The organism is Sulfitobacter sp. 1A12157 (assembly GCF_043557345.1).
GTDB lineage: Bacteria > Pseudomonadota > Alphaproteobacteria > Rhodobacterales > Rhodobacteraceae > Sulfitobacter.
Genome location: NZ_JBIFFV010000002.1, coordinates 24868 through 38575, shown reverse-complemented (window position 1 = coordinate 38575; position 13708 = coordinate 24868). Strand labels below are relative to the sequence as shown.

22 protein-coding genes are annotated in these 13708 nt (G+C 60.3%); 1 reads left to right on the top strand and 21 read right to left on the bottom strand.

Annotated elements, in window-relative coordinates; translation table 11 throughout:
- Positions 1–4: 4 nt before the first annotated feature.
- The 15 genes from rpsM to rpmC form a co-directional block, all read right to left on the bottom strand.
- A complete protein-coding gene (gene rpsM, locus ACGYLC_RS04095) occupies positions 5–373 on the bottom strand; it encodes a 30S ribosomal protein S13 (RefSeq protein WP_067263150.1) in 369 nt (122 codons plus the stop codon).
- A 260-nt stretch (positions 374–633) separates the two neighbouring features.
- On the bottom strand, positions 634–1281 hold the full coding sequence (locus ACGYLC_RS04090) for an adenylate kinase (protein WP_394421849.1): 648 nt from the start codon (positions 1279–1281) through the stop codon (positions 634–636).
- Positions 1278–2660, bottom strand: coding sequence for a preprotein translocase subunit SecY (gene secY / locus ACGYLC_RS04085; RefSeq protein ID WP_394417095.1), 1383 nt, complete (start codon positions 2658–2660; stop codon positions 1278–1280). The genes ACGYLC_RS04090 and secY overlap by 4 nt, the downstream gene beginning before the upstream one ends.
- 119 nt (positions 2661–2779) lie before the next feature.
- Positions 2780–3262 (bottom strand): 50S ribosomal protein L15, encoded by a 483-nt coding sequence (gene rplO / locus ACGYLC_RS04080; protein WP_067263142.1) that lies wholly within the window; start codon positions 3260–3262, stop codon positions 2780–2782.
- 432 nt (positions 3263–3694) lie between these two features.
- Positions 3695–3883, bottom strand: coding sequence for a 50S ribosomal protein L30 (gene rpmD / locus ACGYLC_RS04075; RefSeq protein ID WP_067267994.1), 189 nt, complete (start codon positions 3881–3883; stop codon positions 3695–3697).
- Between the two features lie 2 nt (positions 3884–3885).
- The gene (gene rpsE / locus ACGYLC_RS04070) at positions 3886–4467 is read right to left on the bottom strand and encodes a 30S ribosomal protein S5 (protein WP_067267992.1); all 582 of its coding nucleotides are present in this window, start codon (positions 4465–4467) and stop codon (positions 3886–3888) included.
- Between the two features lie 169 nt (positions 4468–4636).
- Positions 4637–4996 (bottom strand): 50S ribosomal protein L18, encoded by a 360-nt coding sequence (gene rplR / locus ACGYLC_RS04065; protein ID WP_067267990.1) that lies wholly within the window; start codon positions 4994–4996, stop codon positions 4637–4639.
- Between the two features lie 11 nt (positions 4997–5007).
- A complete protein-coding gene (gene rplF / locus ACGYLC_RS04060) occupies positions 5008–5541 on the bottom strand; it encodes a 50S ribosomal protein L6 (RefSeq protein WP_394403591.1) in 534 nt (177 codons plus the stop codon).
- Positions 5542–5551: 10 nt separating this feature from the next.
- Positions 5552–5944, bottom strand: a complete 393-nt coding sequence (gene rpsH, locus ACGYLC_RS04055; RefSeq protein WP_067267987.1) for a 30S ribosomal protein S8 — start codon at positions 5942–5944, stop codon at positions 5552–5554.
- A gap of 12 nt (positions 5945–5956) precedes the next feature.
- Positions 5957–6262, bottom strand: a complete 306-nt coding sequence (gene rpsN / locus ACGYLC_RS04050) for a 30S ribosomal protein S14 (RefSeq protein ID WP_136720403.1) — start codon at positions 6260–6262, stop codon at positions 5957–5959.
- An 18-nt stretch (positions 6263–6280) separates the two neighbouring features.
- Positions 6281–6844 (bottom strand): 50S ribosomal protein L5, encoded by a 564-nt coding sequence (gene rplE, locus ACGYLC_RS04045; RefSeq protein WP_394403590.1) that lies wholly within the window; start codon positions 6842–6844, stop codon positions 6281–6283.
- Entirely contained in the window at positions 6837–7148 is a 312-nt protein-coding gene (gene rplX, locus ACGYLC_RS04040) for a 50S ribosomal protein L24 (protein ID WP_067267981.1), read from the bottom strand. Before rplX ends, rplE begins: the two co-directional genes overlap by 8 nt.
- Positions 7149–7150: 2 nt before the next feature.
- The gene (gene rplN, locus ACGYLC_RS04035) at positions 7151–7519 is read right to left on the bottom strand and encodes a 50S ribosomal protein L14 (RefSeq protein ID WP_005621870.1); all 369 of its coding nucleotides are present in this window, start codon (positions 7517–7519) and stop codon (positions 7151–7153) included.
- Between the two features lie 63 nt (positions 7520–7582).
- Entirely contained in the window at positions 7583–7828 is a 246-nt protein-coding gene (gene rpsQ, locus ACGYLC_RS04030) for a 30S ribosomal protein S17 (protein ID WP_067267977.1), read from the bottom strand.
- 14 nt (positions 7829–7842) lie between these two features.
- A complete protein-coding gene (gene rpmC / locus ACGYLC_RS04025; protein WP_209218384.1) occupies positions 7843–8046 on the bottom strand; it encodes a 50S ribosomal protein L29 in 204 nt (67 codons plus the stop codon).
- A 340-nt stretch (positions 8047–8386) separates the two neighbouring features.
- On the opposite strand from rpmC, the gene ACGYLC_RS04020 reads away from it, so the two are divergent.
- Entirely contained in the window at positions 8387–9010 is a 624-nt protein-coding gene (locus ACGYLC_RS04020) for a TIGR02466 family protein (RefSeq protein WP_394403589.1), read from the top strand.
- Positions 9011–9349: 339 nt separating this feature from the next.
- Here the strand turns inward: ACGYLC_RS04020 and rplP are convergent, their stop codons facing one another.
- The 6 genes from rplP to ACGYLC_RS03990 form a co-directional block, all read right to left on the bottom strand.
- Positions 9350–9763, bottom strand: a complete 414-nt coding sequence (rplP, locus tag ACGYLC_RS04015) for a 50S ribosomal protein L16 (protein WP_007118841.1) — start codon at positions 9761–9763, stop codon at positions 9350–9352.
- A gap of 13 nt (positions 9764–9776) precedes the next feature.
- Positions 9777–10484, bottom strand: coding sequence for a 30S ribosomal protein S3 (gene rpsC, locus ACGYLC_RS04010; RefSeq protein ID WP_067267970.1), 708 nt, complete (start codon positions 10482–10484; stop codon positions 9777–9779).
- On the bottom strand, positions 10484–10864 hold the full coding sequence (gene rplV / locus ACGYLC_RS04005) for a 50S ribosomal protein L22 (protein ID WP_067267968.1): 381 nt from the start codon (positions 10862–10864) through the stop codon (positions 10484–10486). The genes rpsC and rplV overlap by 1 nt, the downstream gene beginning before the upstream one ends.
- A 3-nt stretch (positions 10865–10867) precedes the next feature.
- Positions 10868–11146 carry a 30S ribosomal protein S19 gene (gene rpsS / locus ACGYLC_RS04000; protein WP_007118838.1) on the bottom strand — a complete coding sequence of 93 codons (279 nt, stop codon included), beginning with the start codon at positions 11144–11146 and terminating at the stop codon, positions 10868–10870.
- 3 nt (positions 11147–11149) lie between these two features.
- Entirely contained in the window at positions 11150–11992 is an 843-nt protein-coding gene (rplB, locus tag ACGYLC_RS03995) for a 50S ribosomal protein L2 (protein ID WP_067267965.1), read from the bottom strand.
- Positions 11993–12303: 311 nt separating this feature from the next.
- The gene (locus ACGYLC_RS03990; protein WP_394421846.1) at positions 12304–13473 is read right to left on the bottom strand and encodes a PRC-barrel domain-containing protein; all 1170 of its coding nucleotides are present in this window, start codon (positions 13471–13473) and stop codon (positions 12304–12306) included.
- Positions 13474–13708: the final 235 nt, after the last annotated feature.

Below are 13708 nucleotides of genomic sequence, written 5' to 3'. Positions count from 1 at the left end.
TCCCTTATTTCTTCTTGCCAGCAATGGCCTTCGCGGGGCCTTTGCGTGTGCGTGCGTTGGTATGGGTGCGCTGGCCGCGAACCGGCAGGTTGCGACGGTGGCGCAGGCCACGGTAGCAGCCGAGGTCCATCAGGCGCTTGATGTTCATCTGCGTGTCACGACGCAGGTCGCCTTCGACGGTGTAGTTGGCGTCGATGTGCTCACGCACGGCCAGAACTTCGGCGTCGGACAGTTCGTTGACCCGGCGGGTCTCGTCGATACCGACAGCTTCGCAGATGGCCTTGGCGGAGGAGCTGCCAATACCGGTGATATAGGTGAGGGCGATGGGAACCCGCTTTGCAGTCGGGATGTTTACGCCGGCAATACGTGCCACGTTAGCTATTCCTTTTCGTTGCGGGTCCGTGATTCCAGACCCTTTTTTCACAACACAAGCCCGAGGCATAGGGCCATCGGGCTAAGGCTGATCAGGTGATCTTGCGGGGTTGGGCGGAACCCTTGCCGCAATTTGATTCTCTTACGAGATAGGGGTGACTATGAGGTTTTGCTGAGGGCGTCAAGGCCCGCGCAGAACTGTATGCCGATCGGCAGCGCGAAGGCAAAGGAAAGCACCCCCTGCCCCGCGCTGCCGGGAAATCACTTTTCGAGAACCTGCGCGATCGCGCCGCGCACTTCGTCGATCTTTCCCAGACCGTTGACGCCGCTGAGCATGTCTTTGGCATAGTAGTAGCCGATCAGCGGGGAGGTCTGCTTGTAATAAGCCATCAAACGGGTCTTGAGGCTTTCCTCGTTGTCGTCGGCGCGGCGCTTGAACTCGGTCCCGCCACAGTTGGTGCATTTGCCATCTTCGGGGATCGGTTTGGTCAGGTCGTTATAGACCTCGCCGCAGCTTGCGCAGGTGGACCGCGCGGTGATGCGGGCGACCAGCGCCTCATCATCGACCTTCATCTCGATCACGGCATCAAGGGTCTGGCCCTCTTGCGCCATCAGATCGGCCAGGGCATCGGCTTGCGCCAGCGTGCGGGGGAAGCCGTCGAAAATAAAGCCGCCATGCTCGGCCTTGTCGGTCAGCTTCTCCCGGATCAGGCCGATGACGATCTCATCGGTGACAAGCGCGCCGCGGTCCATCACGTCGGCCACAATCTTGCCCATCTCTGTGCCGCTGTCCTTGGCTTCACGCAGCATGTCGCCGGTGGACAGCTGAACCATGTTGCGGGTCTCGACCAGATGACGTGCTTGGGTGCCTTTGCCTGCACCCGGAGGCCCGAGTAGGATAATATTCATCGACGTACGGGGCTCCGTTTCTTGCGTGTACCTTTGCCTTTGCCCGCGCCCTTGCCGCGCAGCTGAGACTTCTCGAGCAGACCTTCATACTGATGCGCCAGCAGATGGCTCTGAACCTGTTGGATCGTGTCCATGGTGACCGAGACGACGATCAGCACCGAGGTGCCGCCGAAGTAGAAGGGAATGGCGAATTGGCCGCGCAGAATCTCGGGCAGAACACAGACCGCCGCCAGATAGGCCGAGCCGAGCACGAGGATGCGGTTGACCACATACTCCAGATACTCAGCGGTGCGCTTGCCGGGGCGGATGCCGGGGACAAAGCCGTTCTGGTTCTTCAGGTTGTCGGCCACGTCATCAGGTTTGAAGCTGACGTTAAAGGTATAGAAATAGGCGAAGAAGACGATCATGCCCACAAAGAACAGCAGATAGAGCGGCTGACCGGGGCCGAAGTTCGCCAAGAGCCAAGACATCACCGGGCTGGTGGAATTGCCCGAGAAGGTGCTGACGGTGACCGGCAGCAGCAGCAGCGAGGAGGCGAAGATCGCCGGGATCACGCCCGCCGGGTTCACCTTGATCGGCAGGTGGCTGGTGCCGCCGTCATACATCTTCATCCCGACCTGACGGCGGGGATATTGAATGTGAATCTTGCGCAGGGCGCGCTCCATGAAGACCACGAACATGATTGTCGCGATCACCATGACCAGCACGCCCACGATCACGGCGGGGCTGATCGCCCCCGATCGGCCCGAGGCAAAGAACTGCGCGATGGCGGCGGGAACCTCGGCGATGATGCCGACAAAGATGATCAGCGAGATGCCATTGCCGATGCCGCGTGCGGTGATCTGCTCACCCAGCCACATCAGGAACATGGTGCCGCCGACAAGGGTAATCATACAGGCCGCGATGAAGCTGAAACCCATCTGGCCATCGGCCACGATGTCACCGGCCTGAAGGCTGACCGCAAGGCCGTAGGACTGCAGCGTCGCCAGTGCCACGGTGCCGTAGCGGGTGTACTGGTTGATCTTCTTGCGCCCCTGCTCGCCCTCTTTCTTCAACTGCTCCAGCGCCGGAACCATGGAGGTCAGCAGCTGAACGATGATCGAGGCCGAGATATAGGGCATGATGCCCAGAGCGAAGATACCCATCCGGCCAAGCGCGCCGCCGGTGAACATCGACACCATGCCGCCGATGCCCTGGCCCGCGCTCTCCATGAAGTCACGCAGCGCGCCACCGTCGATGCCGGGAACCGGAATGAAGGTGCCAAGGCGGTAAACGATAAGCAGCCCGAGCGTGAACAGAATCCGGTTGCGCAGGTCTGTTGCCTTGCCCAATGCGGACCAGCTCGTGTTCGCGGCCATGTTTTCGACGGCAGATACCATGAGGGGTCTCTTCTTTTGTTGCGAAAACGCCGCCCGGGCCGTTTTCCGGCGGGCGGCGTTCGGGAAAACTTGAGGTTATGTAAGCGGCTGGCGCGCCGCTCACAAGCCTTAAGGCCGCTTTACTCGGATGCCTCGGCCGCCTTGGGGGCGGTCACGGTCACCTTGCCGCCTGCCTTCTCGACCGCCTCGATGGCGGACTTGGAGGCGCCTGCGACGTTCAGGTCGATCTTGGAGGTGATGTCACCCTTCGCCAGAACGCGGATACCGTCCAGCTCACGACGGACCAGACCGGAGGCCACCAGCGCCGCGGCGTCGATGGTGTTGCCCGCGTCAAGCTTCTTGGCGTCGATGAACTTCTGGATCAGACCCAGGTTGACGACAGCGAAGGATTTGCGGTTCGGCTTGTTGAAGCCGCGCTTGGGCAGACGCTGGTAGATGGGCATCTGGCCGCCTTCGTAGCCATTGATGCTCACACCCGAGCGGGATTTCTGACCCTTGATACCACGGCCACCCATTTTACCCTTGCCAGAGCCGGGACCACGGCCAACGCGCATACGCTTCTTGGCTGCGCCTTCGTTGTCGGAAAGTTCGTGCAGTTTCATGTCGCTTCTCCTTATGCCGGAAATGGCCCCCAGCGACGGGAGTGGCCAAACGCGGCGTTGCGATTCCATTGCGACCCAACACGGGCCACCGGGGGCGTATAGGGGATGGCGGGGGGCGTGACAAGGGGGGCGTGGCGCGTAGGGCTTTTTGCGGAGCGAAGAGGGCCAGCGCCTGCCCGTGGGGTGGCGATCTGAACGGCTATCCATCCCACTTTATGGTGCGGCGAAGCTATACGCTATCAAAGGGGTGCCCAGCCCCACCAAATCGCCAGCCCGCCGGTACGGGCAGGCGATGGCCCGGCGCCTCCGTCTTGATTCCGGGCCTGTGGTCCCGCGAAACGACGCACCCTGCACCGCAACGCAAAACGCCCCGCAGTTCCCTGCGAGGCGCTTTCGTAGCGTGGTCCCCCACCCTACCGCTGAACCCTAGGTTCAGCCTTTCTCTTCAACGATCTCGACCATATGCGAGACCTTGTTGATCATGCCGCGGACGGAAGGTGTATCTTCCAGCTCACGGGTACGACCCATCTTGTTCAGGCCGAGGCCGACCAGCGTTGCGCGCTGTTTGGCGGGGCGGCGGATCGGCGAGCCGACCTGCTTGATTACGAGTGTCTTGGCCATGCTTATGCCTCCTCAGCCACTTGAGCGGAGGACTCGACGTTGTCTTCACGCTTGGGCAGAATGTCAGCCACTTTCTTGCCGCGACGCTGCGCGACGGAACGGGGCGATTGCTCTTTCTTCAGACCGTCCAGAGTGGCGCGGATCATGTTGTAGGGGTTCTGCGAACCGACCGATTTGGACACAACGTCTTTCACGCCCAGCATCTCGAACACGGCACGCATCGGACCACCGGCGATGATACCGGTACCTTCAGGTGCTGTGCGCATGATGACGCGGCCTGCGCCGTGGCGACCATGCATATCGTGGTGCAGGGTGCGGCCTTCGCGCAGTTGCACGCGGATCATCTGACGCTTGGCCTGCTCGGTCGCCTTGCGGATGGCCTCGGGCACTTCTTTCGCTTTACCCTTGCCAAAGCCGACGCGGCCTTTCTGATCGCCCACGACCACGAGTGCGGCGAAGCCGAAACGCTTACCACCCTTAACGGTCTTGGACACGCGGTTGATCGCGACCAGACGGTCAGCGAATTCCGGGGTCTCGTCGCGTTGGTTGCGGCGGTTGCCCCCACGGTTGTCATCTCTTGCCATCTGGCATCTTCCTTTTTCTGTGGCCTTACCGGCCCTTAGGATCAATCCTGGTGAGCCCATGGCCCCCGGATCATCGAGAGGGCCTTCCCGGCCCTCTTCGCAGGAAGGCTATGCACCGGGCATAGCCTTCGTATGAAAGCGGGTGCGTGGTTGCCCACGCACCGCACCATCAGATCTTCAAACCGCCTTCACGCGCGGCTTCGGCCAGAGCCTTGACCTTGCCGTGGAAGAGGAAGCCGCCCCGGTCGAAGTATGCTTCTTCGACGCCGGCTTTCTTGGCACGTTCGGCAATCGCGGCACCGACTTTGGTCGCTGCTTCGATGTTGTTTTTGCCAACCACGCCCAGATCCTTCTCCATGGAGGAGGCGGAGGCCAGTGTCACGCCGTTCACATCGTCGATCAGCTGGGCCGAGATGTTCTTGGACGAACGGTGTACCGACAGGCGAAGACGCCCGGCGTTGACTTTGCGGAGTTTGTTCCGAACGCGCATGCGGCGCTTCAGGAACAGCTGTCGTTTGGTATTTGCCATCAATCCGTTCCTTACTTCTTCTTGCCTTCTTTGCGGAAGATGAACTCGCCCTTATAGCGGATGCCTTTGCCCTTATAGGGCTCGGGCTTGCGCCATGCGCGGATGTTCGCGGCAACCTGACCAACGAGCTGTTCGTCGATGCCTTCCACAACGATTTCGGTCTGCTTCGGTGCCGTCACGGTCACGCCCTCGGGCGCAACATAGTCGACATCGTGGCTGAGGCCGAGGTTCAGTTTCAGCGTGTTGCCATTCATGGCCGCACGATAACCAACACCCTGGATTTCAAGCTCTTTCTTGAAGCCCGTGGTGACGCCGGTCACCAGGTTTTCGATCATGGTGCGGGACATGCCCCACTGCTGACGGGCGCGCTTGGACTTGCCGCGCGGTGTCACAGTGATGGCGTTGTCTTCGACCGCGAGGGTCACGTCGTCAGTGGCACGGAAGCTGCGGCTGCCCTTGGGGCCCTTCACTTCGATGGTCTGACCGCTCACCTCTGCCGAGACACCCGACGGCATAGCGACTGGTTTCTTACCGATACGAGACATTGTCTTCTCCTTAGAATACGGTGCAGAGCACTTCGCCGCCAACATTGGCAGACCGTGCAGATGCGTCCGACATCACACCTTTGGAGGTGGAGACAATCGACACGCCGAGGCCCTGACGGACGACGGGGATGTCATTGACGGCCATGTAGACGCGGCGACCGGGCTTGGAAACCCGCTTCAGCTCGCGAATAACAGGTTCGCCTTCGTAGTACTTGAGGCTGATCTCGATGGCGGGGTGGCCATCGGCGCCCGTGACTTTTTCATAGCCGCGGATGTAGCCTTCGTCAGCCAGCACGTCCAGAACCCATGCACGCAGCTTGGAGGCCGGTGTCATGACAGTGGATTTGCCGCGCAGCGAAGAGTTACGGATGCGTGTCAACATATCTGCGATAGGATCGTTCATCTGATGCGCTCCTTACCAGCTCGACTTGACCATGCCGGGAATCTGGCCGGAAGAGCCAAGGTCCCGCAGCGCGATCCGCGAAATTTTCAGTTTACGATAGTAGGCGTGGGGGCGGCCCGTCAGCTGGCAACGGTTGTGCAGACGCACAGCAGAGCTGTTGCGCGGCAATTTCGCCAGTTTCAGGGAAGCGCGGAAACGCTCTTCCATCGGTTTGCTTTCGTCGCTCACGATCTCTTTCAAAGCCGCGCGCTTGTCAGCGTACTTTTTAACCAGTGCTTCGCGCTTCTTCTCGCGCTCAATCATGGATTTCTTAGCCATTTCTAATCCTTCCCGCGCTTATGAATTGAAGGGCATGTTGAATGCTTTCAACAGCGCCTTGGCTTCAGCGTCGGTTTTCGCCGTGGTGGCGATCACGATGTCCATACCCCAAGTCTCGTCAACTTTGTCGAAGTCGATTTCGGGGAACACGATATGCTCTTTCAAGCCCATGGCGTAGTTGCCACGGCCGTCAAAGCTCTTGCCCGAGATGCCGCGGAAGTCGCGGATACGGGGCATTGCGATCGTGATCAGACGGTCAAGGAATTCATACATACGCTCGCCACGCAGGGTCACTTTCGCACCCAAAGGCATGTCCTCACGCACGCGGAAACCAGCGATGGATTTCTTGGCCACGGTTGTCAGAGCCTTCTGGCCTGCAATCGCGGTCAGGTCTTCCTGAGCCGACTTGGCTTTTTTGCTGTCGCGCACGGCTTCGGCACCGCAGCCGATGTTCAGAACGATCTTGTCCAGCTTGGGGATCATCATGTCGTTCTTGTAGCCGAATTCCTCTTTCAGGGCGGCGCGGATCTTCTCGCGATATTCGGCCTGAAGGCGGGGTGTGTAGGTTGCGGTATCAAGCATCGATCACGTCCCCCGTGGTCTTGGCAAAGCGCACTTTCTTGTCGCCTTCGATTTTGAAACCCACGCGGGTGGCTTTGCCATTGGCATCCACCAGTGCGAGGTTGCTCAGGTCGATCGGCATCGCCTTGGGGATGCGGCCGCCTTGAGATGTCTGTGTCTGGCGCGTGGCGCGGATGGCGATTTTCACGCCGTCAACGATGGCCTTGTTCGACTTGGGGTCAACGGACGAGATGGTGCCCGTCTTGCCTTTGTCCTTGCCGGACAGGACGATGACCTTGTCACCTTTGCGAAGTTTAGCAGCCATGATTACAGCACCTCCGGAGCGAGCGAGATGATTTTCATGAAGTTCTTCGCGCGCAGCTCACGAACGACCGGCCCGAAGATACGGGTACCGACGGGTTCGTTGTTGTTATTCAGGATAACAGCGGCGTTGCGGTCGAAGCGGATGGCGGTGCCATCTTCACGACGAACTTCTTTGGCGGTGCGAACGACAACGGCCTTGCGGACGTCGCCCTTTTTCACACGACCACGCGGGATGGCTTCCTTGACCGAGACGACGATGATGTCGCCGACGGACGCGTATTTACGCTTGGAACCACCCAGGACCTTGATGCACTGAACACGGCGCGCGCCGCTGTTGTCAGCAACATCCAGGTTGGTCTGCATCTGGATCATTTGGTTTCTCCCGACCTTCTGGGGGGCGATGCGGCCCTCATCCCAGGGTTTCGTTTAAGGGGCTCAGGCCTCGGCTTTGTCCGAAGTCAGAACTTCCCAACGTTTGGTTTTCGACTTGGGGGCACATTCGATGATGCGCACAGTGTCGCCCACCTTGAACGTGTTGTTCTCATCGTGAGCCCGGTATTTCTTGGACTTACGGATGGTCTTTTTCAGAACCGGATGCGTAAAGCGGCGCTCTACGGAAACGGAAACTGTTTGTGCGTTGGCGTCCGATGTCACGGTGCCTGTAAGGATACGCTTGGGCATGTTTCAGGCTCCTATTATTCGGCTGCCGCAGCAGCGGCTTTCTGGTTCAGCACGGTGTGGACACGGGCCACGTCACGCTTAACAGTCTTCAGACGTGCGGAGTTCTCCAGCTGGCCGGTGGCCTGCTGGAAGCGCAAGTTGAAGGATTCTTTTTTCAGGTTCACAAGTTCGTCGCGGAGCTGGTCCGGCGTCTTGTCGTGCAGTTCGCTGGCTTTCACGGCCTCTTCCTTTCAACATCACCAGTAGGCCCCTGTCAGGGTGACCATGATTCTGGTGGAGTTCATGATGAAAGGTGCCAATACGCGGGGTGCCGCCATAACGCAACCCCTTATCCGGATTCATGCGCGCAATGCGCTAAGGGCCGCGCCTGACCTTGGGTAGGCGCATCTGTCTTCACAGTTTGCCCCGCGGCTGAGAGGCCCGCAACCCCTATGTCCGCCGGAACGGTTCAAGGCGCCTTCCCGGGGGGGGGGGGAGGTCAGGCGCGGCCCGTGCCTGCGGCAGGCACTAAGGGATATTTGGCTCGCCAATCGAACTTCAGCCCGGTAATCAGGGCCCATGTCAAACATCAAATCGCTCTTCGCCACCCGCCTCTATCACGCCGCCCTCTCCGAGAAGGGCAAGCTCATCGACATCGACGAGCTGACCGCCTCGTGTTTCTCGATCGCCGAGGATGACGAGGCCGGGCAGGACTGGTGCGAGGCCAATGGCTATGCCGGCTACACCTCCTATGCCTCGCTCGACGACCTGCCCTACCGCTTTCCGATCTTTGCGGATCTGAAGAAGGTGCTGGATGCCCATGTCGCGGCCTTTGCGGAGGATCTGCAGTTCGATCTCGGCGACCGCAAGCTGGTGCTGGACTCGCTGTGGCTGAACATCCTGCCCGAGGGCGGCATCCACACCTCGCATATCCACCCGCATTCGGTGGTCTCGGGGACGACCTATGTGACCATGCCCGAGGGCGCCAGCGCGATCCGTTTCGAGGACCCGCGCCTGCCGATGATGATGGCCGCCCCCGGCCGGGTGAAGGACGCGCGCGAGGAGCTGCGGCCCTTCATCTATGTGGCCCCCGAAGCGGGCGACGTGCTGCTGTGGGAAAGCTGGCTGCGCCACGAAGTGCCGATGAACATGATCGAGGACGATCGGGTGTCGGTGAGCTTCAACTACGCCTGGGAGAGCTGAGGGCCAGCGCCTGCCCGCGGGTGGGCGATCCCACGGTGCCTCGTGCCACTTTATGGCGCAGCCAAGATGTGCGTTCTCGAAGTCGCACCCAGCCTCACCAAATCGCCTACCCGGTCGCACCGAAGGTGCGCCCAACATATGACGGCACGCCTCTGGCGTGACGGGCGGGCAGGCGACGGCCCGCCGCCTACGGGTTGATTCCGCACCGGGTGGCACGGACCGGCGAGATTTGCGCCAGCCGGCGCTTGCGCGTCATTCCCCTGCCCCGCCAAAGCAAAACCCCCGCCGATCGCTCGACGGGGGTTTTTTCTTTCTGCCACCCCTTGCAGGGCTGCGGGATTACCAGTCCTCGCGGACTACGACCCGAGTCTTGATCGGCAGCTTCATGGCTGCCAGACGCAGGGCTTCGCGCGCCACGTCTTCGCCGACACCGTCGATCTCGAACATGATGCGGCCCGGCTTGACCTTGGCGGCCCAGAAGTCGACGGAACCTTTACCTTTACCCATACGAACTTCGACAGGCTTGGAGGTCACCGGAACGTCCGGGAAGATGCGGATCCAGACACGGCCCTGACGCTTCATGTGACGCGTCATGGCGCGGCGTGCCGCTTCGATTTGACGGGCTGTAACCCGCTCCGGCTGCAGCGCCTTCAGGCCGTAGGTGCCGAAGTTCAGGTCAGACCCGCCCTTCGCCAGACCCTTGATCGAGCCTTTGAACTGCTTGCGGAATTTAGTACGCTTTGGTTGAAGCATTTCTCATTCCCCCTTAGCGACGACCGCCGGCACCGCGAGGTGCTGGGCCGTCTTGGAGTTCCTGTGCCTTGCGGTCACGCGCAGCGGGGTCGTGTTCCATGATCTCGCCTTTGAAGATCCAGGTCTTGATCCCGATGATGCCGTAGGCGGTGGACGCCTCGACATGCGCGTAATCGATGTCGGCACGCAATGTGTGCAGCGGCACGCGACCTTCGCGGTACCATTCGGTACGTGCGATCTCGGCCCCACCGAGACGACCCGCGAGGTTCACGCGGATGCCCAGTGCGCCCATGCGCATGGCGTTCTGCACGGCACGTTTCATGGCGCGGCGGAAGGACACCCGGCGCTCCAGCTGCTGTGCGATGCTCTCACCAACCAGATGTGCGTCCAGCTCAGGCTTGCGGACCTCAACGATGTTGAGGTGCAGTTCGGAGTTGGTCATCTTGGCGATTTTCTGGCGCAGCGTCTCGATGTCCGCGCCTTTCTTGCCGATGATGACACCGGGGCGGGCTGTGTGGATCGTGACGCGGCACTTCTTGTGCGGACGTTCGATGATCACACGGGCAACACCGGCCTGGTGGCACTCTTTCTTGATGAAGTCGCGGATCGCGAGGTCTTCGAGCAGAAGATCACCGTAATCCTTGGTGTCGGCGTACCAGCGGCTGTCCCAGGTGCGGTTCACCTGAAGGCGCATACCGATCGGATTGACTTTGTTACCCATCAGGCTTGCTCCTCAACTTGACGCACTTTGATCGTGATCTCGGCAAACGGCTTGATGATCTTGCCGAACCGGCCACGTGCACGCGGGCGACCGCGCTTCATGGTCAGGTTCTTGCCGACATAGGCCTCGGCCACGATCAGCTCATCGACGTCCAGGTTGTGGTTGTTTTCCGCGTTGGCGATGGCGGACTGAAGGCATTTCTTCACGTCCTGCGCGACCCGCTTCTTGGAGAAGGTCAGGTCGGTCAGCGCCTTATCCACGGACTTGCCACGGATGAGGGCAGCAACCAGGTTCAGTTTCTGCGGGCTGGTGCGAAGCATGCGCAGTTTTGCCATTGCTTCGTTGTCTGCCACGCGGCGGGGATTCTTATCCTTGCTCATGGCTTATTTCCGCTTCGCTTTTTTGTCGGCGGCATGACCGTAGTAGGTCCGAGTCGGGGAGTATTCACCGAACTTCTGACCGATCATGTCTTCGCTGACGTTGACAGGAATGTGCTTGTGACCGTTGTAGACGCCGAACGTCAGGCCCACGAACTGGGGCAGGATCGTGCTGCGGCGCGACCAGATCTTGATCACTTCGTTACGACCGCCCTCGCGGGAAGCCTCTGCCTTTTTGAGGACATAAGAGTCGACAAAAGGACCTTTCCATACTGAACGAGCCATTGATTAACGCCCCTTCTTCTTGGCGTGACGCGAGCGGATGATAAGCTTGCTGGACGCTTTGTTCTTGTTGCGGGTCTTGGCACCCTTCGTCGGCTTGCCCCAGGGCGTCACCGGGTGACGACCACCAGAAGTCCGGCCTTCACCACCGCCGTGCGGGTGGTCGATCGGGTTCATCACCACACCACGCACAGAGGGACGGATGCCCTTGTGGCGCATGCGGCCCGCTTTACCGTAGTTCTGGTTGGAGTTGTCGGGGTTGCTGACGGCACCGACGGTGGCCATGCATTCCTGACGCACGAGACGCAGCTCGCCAGAGCTCAGACGGATCTGAGCGTAGCCACCGTCACGACCCACGAACTGGGCGTAGGTGCCGGCGGCACGGGCGATCTGACCGCCTTTGCCGGGCTTCATCTCGATGTTGTGGACGATCGTACCGATCGGCATGCCCGAGAAAGGCATCGCGTTGCCGGGCTTGATGTCCACTTTGGCGCCGGCGATGATCTTGTCGCCAATGGCCAAACGCTGCGGGGCCAGGATGTAGGCCTGCTCGCCGTCTTCGTACTGGATCAGTGCGATGAAGGCGGTACGGTTGGGGTCATATTCGATCCGCGCGACAACAGCGGACATGTCCAGCTTGTTCCGCTTGAAATCAACGATACGGTAGAGGCGCTTTGCACCACCACCTGTACGACGCATTGTGATTCGTCCGGTGTTGTTCCGGCCACCGGATTTGGTCAGACCCTGAGTAAGGGCTTTGACCGGGCGGCCTTTCCACAGCTCCGAACGGTCGATCAGTACCAGTCCACGCTGGCCTGGCGTCGTCGGTTTGTACGACTTGAGTGCCATGTTCTCTGTCTTCCGTTTGCTAGGCACGCTCGCACCGAGGTGAAAGCGCGTTGGTTATAGGGCCCCGAAGGTCCCCTGTGGGAGTGGTGGGTGGGTTTAAATCTCTTGCGAGGCAAGCATCCCAACCACCGGGATCGTTCAAATAGCCAAACCCCGGACGAATCCGGGGTCTGAGCCGATGTGGCGACCTAACAGGTTCGCAACTGCCCGTCCAGTGGTCAGAGCGAAAATCCTCCCCCTGCCCCGCACAAAAGAAAAGAAGGCGCCGAAGCGCCTTCTTCTACTAGTTCTGCGGTTACCCAAACCGGGTATTAGTCAAGGCCAATGCTCTCGGCCAGACGCATACCGGGGTCGAGGATTTCAACTTCGGCTTCGTTGAATTCCGGCATGCTTTCCAAACGCTCTTCGGTCACACCGGGAACGATGACTTCGTCTTCACGCATGATCAGCTTCTCAACCGGGATGGCAACTTCGTTCTCGCCCATACCGAGGAAACCACCGACGCCGATGATCGCCACTACGGTATCGCCACGGACGCCAATGAAGTCGATTTCGCCAACGTCTTCACCGGTCTCGGTGGCAACGCTGCGGCCCGTCAGTTCTTCGGCGGTCAGGTTGAAGATCGGCAGGCGCTGCACGTTCTCCTGATAGCGGGCGCGGTCTTCATCGGCCATATTGCCCTGCGCGTCGGCGTTGAAGTCTTCCATCAAGACACGCGCTTGCTCTTGCTCGACGTCGATCTCGGCACCTTCGGCACCTTCAACGTTGACCTGCGGTGCTTCGGCCTCTTCGACCACGACATTCGCGTCTTCACCCTGCTGCACGTTCACATCGGCTTCTTTCTGCTCGACGTCGACTTCGGCTTCCTCGGACTCGGCGACATTCACGTTGGCCTCGGCCTGCTCAACGGTCACGCGGGGCTCGGCTTCTTCGATGGTGACCTTTGGCTCGGGGCGCACGAATTTCACGACGGGTTCGGGCTGCTCCAGATCGACAATCGGTTCACCGGTTTCCACGTCGACCTGCGGCTTCGGCACCTGCACGGTCACAACCGGCTCGGGGATGCGCACGGTAACCTGCGGCTGTGCCTGCTCAACGGTGATGATCGGCGCTTGCTGCTGCACGCGCACGGTCGGCTCGGGGACGGCCACATTCACCTCGGGCTGGCCCTGCTCCACCGTCACCACGGGGGCGTCTTGCGAGACGTTCACGTCGGGTTCGGGAACGGTCACGTCAACTTCGGCATCTTCCTGTTCGACAACCACTTGGCCGCCGGCGACATTTGCGGTCGCGGCTGCGCCACCTTCGACCTCGGCTTCAGCACCTTCGACCTCGGCTTCGGCTTCCATCTGGGCTTCGGCTTCGGCATTGCGTTCGATGGTCTCTTCGACCTTTTCAGTCGCATCCTGCGCCAGAACCGGAGCGGCCGCGAAAAGGGCAACAGCAGATACGCCAGCCATGAGTGTTTTGGTATAGATCATCAGGTCTCTCCCGTCTTCGTTTACGATAAGTGAGGTGCGCAGCACCCCGTCTTCCACGGGGAGACAACCGGCAGCTTTTCGCTCTGTTCCGAGAAAATTGAAGGCTTTTTTTCGGAACTTTCCTGGGGGTCGCCGCATGATTGAGCGGGTAGCAGGGGGATCGTGCCTTCAGGTAATGGCACCCTTCCAGATGCAAAGACCCCCGCCGAAGCGGGGGCCCTGAACATCATCAAAT

Bases quoted from the DNA above. Each gene is read 5' to 3' on its own strand.
- ACGYLC_RS04090 (WP_394421849.1), bottom strand. From the start codon at position 1,281: ATGAATATTATCCTACTCGGGCCTCCGGGTGCAGGCAAAGGCACCCAA.
- secY (WP_394417095.1), bottom strand. From the start codon at position 2,660: ATGGTATCTGCCGTCGAAAACATGGCCGCGAACACGAGCTGGTCCGCA.
- rplO (WP_067263142.1), bottom strand. From the start codon at position 3,262: ATGAAACTGCACGAACTTTCCGACAACGAAGGCGCAGCCAAGAAGCGT.
- rpmD (WP_067267994.1), bottom strand. From the start codon at position 3,883: ATGGCCAAGACACTCGTAATCAAGCAGGTCGGCTCGCCGATCCGCCGC.
- rpsE (WP_067267992.1), bottom strand. From the start codon at position 4,467: ATGGCAAGAGATGACAACCGTGGGGGCAACCGCCGCAACCAACGCGAC.
- rplR (WP_067267990.1), bottom strand. From the start codon at position 4,996: ATGGCAAATACCAAACGACAGCTGTTCCTGAAGCGCCGCATGCGCGTT.
- rplF (WP_394403591.1), bottom strand. From the start codon at position 5,541: ATGTCTCGTATCGGTAAGAAACCAGTCGCTATGCCGTCGGGTGTCTCG.
- rpsH (WP_067267987.1), bottom strand. From the start codon at position 5,944: ATGAACGATCCTATCGCAGATATGTTGACACGCATCCGTAACTCTTCG.
- rpsN (WP_136720403.1), bottom strand. From the start codon at position 6,262: ATGGCTAAGAAATCCATGATTGAGCGCGAGAAGAAGCGCGAAGCACTG.
- rplE (WP_394403590.1), bottom strand. From the start codon at position 6,844: ATGCTTGATACCGCAACCTACACACCCCGCCTTCAGGCCGAATATCGC.
- rplX (WP_067267981.1), bottom strand. From the start codon at position 7,148: ATGGCTGCTAAACTTCGCAAAGGTGACAAGGTCATCGTCCTGTCCGGC.
- rplN (WP_005621870.1), bottom strand. From the start codon at position 7,519: ATGATCCAGATGCAGACCAACCTGGATGTTGCTGACAACAGCGGCGCG.
- rpsQ (WP_067267977.1), bottom strand. From the start codon at position 7,828: ATGCCCAAGCGTATCCTTACAGGCACCGTGACATCGGACGCCAACGCA.
- ACGYLC_RS04020 (WP_394403589.1), top strand. From the start codon at position 8,387: ATGTCAAACATCAAATCGCTCTTCGCCACCCGCCTCTATCACGCCGCC.
- rplP (WP_007118841.1), bottom strand. From the start codon at position 9,763: ATGCTTCAACCAAAGCGTACTAAATTCCGCAAGCAGTTCAAAGGCTCG.
- rpsC (WP_067267970.1), bottom strand. From the start codon at position 10,484: ATGGGTAACAAAGTCAATCCGATCGGTATGCGCCTTCAGGTGAACCGC.
- rplV (WP_067267968.1), bottom strand. From the start codon at position 10,864: ATGAGCAAGGATAAGAATCCCCGCCGCGTGGCAGACAACGAAGCAATG.
- rpsS (WP_007118838.1), bottom strand. From the start codon at position 11,146: ATGGCTCGTTCAGTATGGAAAGGTCCTTTTGTCGACTCTTATGTCCTC.
- rplB (WP_067267965.1), bottom strand. From the start codon at position 11,992: ATGGCACTCAAGTCGTACAAACCGACGACGCCAGGCCAGCGTGGACTG.
- ACGYLC_RS03990 (WP_394421846.1), bottom strand. From the start codon at position 13,473: ATGATCTATACCAAAACACTCATGGCTGGCGTATCTGCTGTTGCCCTT.